Source organism: Streptomyces sp. NPDC055078, assembly GCF_053607985.1.
In genome coordinates this window covers 1-5,166 of record NZ_JBSGUP010000589.1, presented here as the reverse complement: position 1 = coordinate 5,166, position 5,166 = coordinate 1, and the positions used below count along the sequence as shown (strand labels likewise).

4 protein-coding genes and 1 pseudogene are annotated in these 5,166 nt (G+C 73.1%); 2 read left to right on the top strand and 3 right to left on the bottom strand.

All coding sequences use genetic code 11. The features are described 5' to 3' along the window. Positions 1 to 492, top strand: a pseudogene (locus ACWF94_RS32740) (alpha/beta fold hydrolase); the annotation flags it as partial. 113 nt (positions 493 to 605) lie between these two features. Here ACWF94_RS32740 and mnmA read toward each other — a convergent pair. Further along, the gene (gene mnmA / locus ACWF94_RS32735) at positions 606 to 1,730 is read right to left on the bottom strand and encodes a tRNA 2-thiouridine(34) synthase MnmA (RefSeq protein WP_453496861.1); all 1,125 of its coding nucleotides are present in this window, start codon (positions 1,728 to 1,730) and stop codon (positions 606 to 608) included. A gap of 60 nt (positions 1,731 to 1,790) precedes the next feature. On the opposite strand from mnmA, the gene ACWF94_RS32730 reads away from it, so the two are divergent. Further along, the gene (locus ACWF94_RS32730) at positions 1,791 to 2,489 is read left to right on the top strand and encodes an N-acetylmuramoyl-L-alanine amidase (RefSeq protein WP_453496858.1); all 699 of its coding nucleotides are present in this window, start codon (positions 1,791 to 1,793) and stop codon (positions 2,487 to 2,489) included. 108 nt (positions 2,490 to 2,597) lie between these two features. Here ACWF94_RS32730 and ACWF94_RS32725 read toward each other — a convergent pair whose 3' ends face one another. Next, the gene (locus ACWF94_RS32725) at positions 2,598 to 3,761 is read right to left on the bottom strand and encodes a cysteine desulfurase family protein (RefSeq protein ID WP_453496855.1); all 1,164 of its coding nucleotides are present in this window, start codon (positions 3,759 to 3,761) and stop codon (positions 2,598 to 2,600) included. A 252-nt stretch (positions 3,762 to 4,013) separates the two neighbouring features. Further along, on the bottom strand, positions 4,014 to 4,865 hold the full coding sequence (locus tag ACWF94_RS32720; protein WP_453496852.1) for an SRPBCC family protein: 852 nt from the start codon (positions 4,863 to 4,865) through the stop codon (positions 4,014 to 4,016). Positions 4,866 to 5,166: the final 301 nt, after the last annotated feature.

The window sequence follows — 5,166 nt, the reverse complement described above, 5'->3', positions numbered from 1 at the left end:
GGCCTCGCCCTGCGGGCCGCCGCCGCCGGACTGCCGATCACTCAGCTCTCCGTCTACGAGCCCCCGTTCAACCCGGTCGCGAAAAGCGGCCAGCGACCCGCCGAATACGTCGCCCGGCTGCGCGAACTGCTCGCGGCCGGCCTGCGCGGCGACGCCCTCGCGCTCTTCCTCGCCGAGGCCGGGATGCCGGTGGAGACCCTGGCGCGGATGCGCCACTCCCCCCTGTGGGCCGATCTGGAGGCGGTCGCGCACACTCTCCCGTACGACCACGAGGTCATGGCCAACGGCGCGGTCCCCACCTGCATGCTGAACCAGATCCCCATCCGCGTCATGGTCGCGGACGGCGGCGCCAGCCCCCCGTGGATGCGCGAGGCCGCCGCCCTGGTCGCCCGCGCCCTCCCGCGCGGCCGGCACCGCACCCTGACGGGGCAGACGCACGAGGTGGCGCCGCATGTGCTGGCGCCGCTGCTGGAGGGGTTCTTCGCGGCGTAGCGGTTTTCACGCCGCGAGGATCGCCCTCAGGGGTGGGGGCGACGGCCAGGGTGGTGCGGGCGACAGCGGGCGGCGGAGGTCCCGGGGGGACCCACGCCCTGCGCCGGGATCGTTCAGGCCGCCGACGCTGCCGTGCGCGACGTCGCCGCGATCGTCGCCGAGCCGACCACGCGGGTGCCGTCGTACAGCACGATCGCCTGGCCGGGGGCGACCCCGCGGACCGGCTCGGCGAAGGTGACGCGCAGTTCGCCGTCCTCCAGGGCCGCCGTGACCTCGGTCTCGCCGCCGTGGGCGCGGAGCTGGGCGGTGTAGGTGCCGGGGGCGGCGGGGGCGGAGCCGCACCAGCGGGGGCGGATGGCGGTGAGGGCGGTGACGTCGAGGGCTTCGGCGGGGCCGACCGTGACGGTGTTGCTGACGGGAGAGATGTCCAGGACGTACCGCGGCTTGCCGTCGGGGGCGGGGTGGCCGATGCGCAGGCCCTTGCGCTGGCCGATGGTGAAGCCGAAGGCGCCCTCGTGGGTGCCCACCTTCGTACCGGACTCGTCGAGGATGTCGCCCTCGGAGGCGCCGAGGCGGGAGGTCAGGAAGCCCTGGGTGTCACCGTCGGCGATGAAGCAGATGTCATGGCTGTCGGGCTTCTTGGCGACGGCGAGGCCCCGGCGCTCGGCCTCGGCGCGGATCTCGTCCTTGGTGGTGAGGGTGTCGCCGAGGGGGAAGAGGGCATGGGCCAGCTGGCGCTCGTCCAGGACGCCGAGGACATACGACTGGTCCTTGGCCATGTCGCTGGCGCGGTGCAGCTCGCGGCTGCCGTCCGCCAGTGTGACGACCGTCGCGTAATGGCCAGTGCAGACCGCGTCGAAGCCCAGCGCGAGCGCCTTGTCCAGCAGCGCGGCGAACTTGATCTTCTCGTTGCAGCGGAGGCAGGGGTTGGGGGTGCGGCCCGCCTCGTACTCCGCGATGAAGTCCTCGACCACGTCCTCGCGGAAGCGCTCGGCGAGATCCCATACGTAGAAGGGGATACCGATCACATCGGCGGCGCGGCGGGCGTCGCGCGAGTCCTCGATGGTGCAGCAGCCGCGCGCGCCCGTGCGGAACGACTGGGGGTTGGCGGAGAGCGCCAGATGGACCCCGGTCACATCGTGTCCGGCCTCGGCGGCGCGGGCGGCGGCGACGGCGGAGTCCACGCCGCCGGACATGGCGGCGAGGACACGGAGCGGGCGCTGAGAAGTCTGAGTCATAGCCCCACCAGGGTACGGGCCCCGGGAACCGAAGGCTCGCGCGTATGCGTTGAACAGCGTATGGGGAGCGATGGCGGGCGCGGAGAGCAGCGGGGCGGACGGCGAATCGGCAGGCGGGGCGTGCTGATCGGAGGCGCCGCCGTGGTGGCGGGCGGCGGTGCGCTGGCGTACGACGAGCTGAGACGGCTGTGGCGGCGGGTGCCCGGGATGGCGAAGCCGCGCAAGGAAGGTGAGCTGGACCACATAGGCGCGGAGTGGACGGCGGCCTCGCGGGCGAACTGGCGGCTGGCGGACCGCCCCGACGACTACCGCATCGACCGGGTGATCATCCATGTGGTGCAGGGCAGCTACCCGACCGCCCTGAGGGTCTTCAAGAACCCGGGGCACGGGGCGGCGACCCACTATGTCGTCCGTAAGGACGGGCATGTCGCCCAGATGATCCGCGAGCTGGATGTGGGTTTCCACGCGGGGAACCGCGAGTTCAACGAACGCAGTATCGGCATCGAGCACGAGGGGTTCGTGGACCGGCCCCAGGATTTCACGGCCGCGATGTACGAGGGGTCAGCGAAGCTCACGGCCGGCATCTGCGTCCGGTACGACCTGCCCGTGGACCGCAAGCACATCATGGGACATGTGGAGGTACCCGGCACCGATCACACCGACCCGGGGCCGCACTGGGACTGGGACCGCTATCTGAAGCTGGTGCGGGCCGCGATGCCCTCGGCGCGGCGGACGGCGCCGGTCACCGCGAGTCCTTGAGCCACCCCGAGTGCTTGAGTTCCGCCGAGTCCTTGAGTTCGGCCGAGTCCTTGAGTCGCCGCGAGTGCTTGAGTTCCGCCGGGCTGCCCGTCGGCTCAGAGCCGCCCGTCAGCTCAGACCTGCCGTACGGGCCCGCGCCACCGCCGGACCGATCGCCTCGGCGACCGCCTCCACATCCGCCTTGGTCGAGGTGTGGCCCAGGCTGAAGCGGAGCGTGCCCCGGGCCAGGTCCGGGTCGGTGCCGGTCGCGAGCAGGACATGGCTGGGCTGGGCGACCCCCGCCGTACACGCCGATCCCGTGGAGCACTCGATGCCCTGCGCGTCCAGCAGCAGCAGCAGGGAGTCGCCCTCACAGCCGGGGAAGGTGAAGTGGGCGTTGGCGGGGAGCCGGTCGTCCGGGTCGCCGCCGAGGATCGCGTCCGGGACCGCCGTACGGACCGCCCGGACCAGTTCGTCCCGCAGTCCGCCGATCTCCCGCGCGAACTCCTCGCGGCGCTCCGCCGCGAGCGCTCCGGCCACCGCGAAGGCCGCGATCGCCGGGGCGTCCAGGGTCCCGGAGCGCACATGCCGCTCCTGGCCGCCGCCGTGCAGTACGGGGACGGGGGTGTGGTCCCGGCCCAGCAGCAGGGCGCCGATTCCGTACGGGCCGCCGATCTTGTGGCCGGAAACCGTCATGGCGGCCAGCCCGGAGTCCGCGAAGCCGACATCGAGCTGGCCGAACGCCTGGACGGCGTCCGAGTGCGTCGGTACGCCGAACTCGGCCGCGACGGCCGCGAGCCGGTCGACCGCCATGACCGTGCCGATCTCGTTGTTCGCCCACATCACGGTGGTGAGCGCGACATCGTCGGGGTTGCGTCCGATCGCCTCGCGCAGGGCTTCCGGGTGCACCCTGCCGTACGCGTCCACCGGCAGGTACTCGACCGTCGCGCCCTCGTGCTCGCCGAGCCATTCGACCGCGTCGAGGACGGCGTGGTGCTCGACCGGGCTGGCGAGCACCCTCGTCCTGGCCGGGTCGGCGTCCCGCCGCTGCCAGTACAGGCCCTTGACGGCGAGGTTGTCCGCCTCCGTGCCGCCGGAGGTGAACACCACCTCGCTCGGCCGGGCGCCCAGCGCCTCCGCGAGGGTCTCGCGGGCCTCCTCGACGGTACGGCGGGCCCGGCGCCCGGCGGCGTGCAGCGCGGAGGCGTTGCCGGTGACGGTGAGCTGCGCGGTCAACGCCTCGACGGCCTCCGGCAGCATGGGAGTGGTCGCAGCGTGGTCGAGGTATGCCATGGAGACGCCGATTCTACGAGCACGGTGCGGGGGTCGTCGGGGCGCCGTCCGGAACTGTGCGGTGTGGGGTGGGTGGGGCGGGAAGGGTCACCACGGGGGCCATGCGGGGGCGGGGCCTTGCGGGGCGGGGGCCGCTTGCCCGGTACGGGCCCATGCCCACGCCCAGTACAGGCCCTTGCCCAGCCCGGGTCCATGCCGGGGCTCCGCCCCGGACCCCGCGCCTCAATCGCCGGCGGGGCTGAATTGCAGGGGCTACAGCTCGCCCAGTCGGAGCGCGAGTTGGCCGATGTGGGTTTCCCAGGCGAGGAGGGGGGCGCGGGGATCGGTGGTGCGGGGGCCGGTGTGGGTGAGGGTGAGGCGGGGGCCGTGTCCGGTGCCCTCGGTGAGGTGCCAGCGGACCTCGCCGTCGGGACGGTTGTAGGCGAGCAGGTTGGGCGGGCGCAGGGCGGTGATGGGGCCGGGAGGGGCCTCGGGGATGGCGAAGCCCTTGGGGGCGGGGCCGCCGAGCAGCGGGGTTGCGGTGCCGGTCAGGTCGGCCCAGACGAGCTGTGCCGGGCGGACGAGCTGGCGTTCGAAACGGATGCACCAGCCCTCAGGGGTGGTTTCGACAATGCCCCGGCCGAGGCCGAACTGTTCGATGTAGGACTCGTGCAGCCTGCCGCTGGTGTCGCGCATGGCCGAGATCTCCACCCCGTCGAGAAACTGGCCGAGCGCGGTCACGCACCCATGCCAGCCCGATGCGAAGCTCGCCGCACCGAACCGGTCACCGAAAGTGTGCACCAGGGTGAGCAGGGAGCCCTCGCCGTCGGGGACGATCTCCCAGCGGAGATGGTCATCGCCCCAGGTGAAACCGAAGAGGCGGGGCTCTTCGGCGTCGGTGACGACACCCGTCAGGTCCGGTTCGGTCTCGCCGGGGAAGAGGAAGCCGACCTTGCCGCCGGGGCGCAGTTCCACGCTCACCTCGGAGGGGAACCACCGCGCGAGCTGCTCGGGTCGGGTGATCGCGTCCCAGACCCGCTGCGGCGGGTGCGCGAGGCGCCGCTCCATCCGCAGGGCGGTGCGGCCGTCGGCGGTGGTGGTGAGGGTGTCGGGGTGGTGGTTCATGAGGAGTCGTCCTCCGTCGCGCCGGTTGGACGTACGCCAGGACGGGGCGGGCGGTTCATCCGCCGGCGCGGGGTCCCTGGGCGGGCCGTCCTGGAGTGGGTCGCCGTGACGCGTGCCGGGATGGGGTTCGGGTGCGTCAGAACGACCCGACCACAGATGGCGGCGGTACGCGAGCCGGACGTACGGCTCCGCGAGGGTTCAGCCCTGACCGGCGGAGTCCGTACGGGCGGAGACCGGCCCCGCGGAAGGCCCGCGGAGGGCCCGCGGAGGGCCCGGGGCTCCGCCCGGACCGGTGTAGACC

Coding starts and splice junctions, on each gene's coding strand:
- mnmA (WP_453496861.1), bottom strand. CDS start 1,730: ATGACTCAGACTTCTCAGCGCCCGCTCCGTGTCCTCGCCGCCATGTCC.
- ACWF94_RS32725 (WP_453496855.1), bottom strand. CDS start 3,761: ATGGCATACCTCGACCACGCTGCGACCACTCCCATGCTGCCGGAGGCC.
- ACWF94_RS32730 (WP_453496858.1), top strand. CDS start 1,791: ATGGGGAGCGATGGCGGGCGCGGAGAGCAGCGGGGCGGACGGCGAATC.
- ACWF94_RS32720 (WP_453496852.1), bottom strand. CDS start 4,865: ATGAACCACCACCCCGACACCCTCACCACCACCGCCGACGGCCGCACC.